Consider the following 390-nt stretch of genomic DNA (forward strand, 5'->3'; position numbering starts at 1 on the left):
TCCTTCCGGTCACGCCTCGGGTTGATCTCACTGGTCCTCGTCGGGGACGAGGGGACTGAACGGATGGCCGACCATCGCCGAGAAGGTGGCGGGGCTCTGCCAGGTGAGCGATTCGAGTTCGAGCGGGTCCAGGGTGACCCACTGGCCGGATTTCACGGACTCGATGAGCAGGCGGACACCGTTTCGTGTGTGCACCTTGGACACGTGGATCTCGGAGAACTCGTTGGCGACGACCAACGGTTCCTCCTCACGCTGGGTCTTCAGCACGGTGAGTTCGGAGGACGCCCGTGCTGCCGCGGCGGCGTCTTCCGCCTCGCCCTCCCACGAGAGCTTCACAGGAAGATCGCCAGATTCTGTGTGCGGAGCACCGATTCGTCCACGCTGATGTGG

At 64.1% G+C, this 390-nt stretch carries 1 protein-coding gene; it reads right to left on the reverse strand.

Annotated features, from left to right (window positions below; all coding sequences use genetic code 11):
- Nucleotides 1–27: 27 nt before the first annotated feature.
- Nucleotides 28–390: hypothetical protein (locus AC07RN_RS21470; RefSeq protein WP_478337299.1), on the reverse strand; the 363-nt coding region annotated here is incomplete at its 5' end.

The organism is Lelliottia sp. GFLA7, assembly GCF_056490165.1.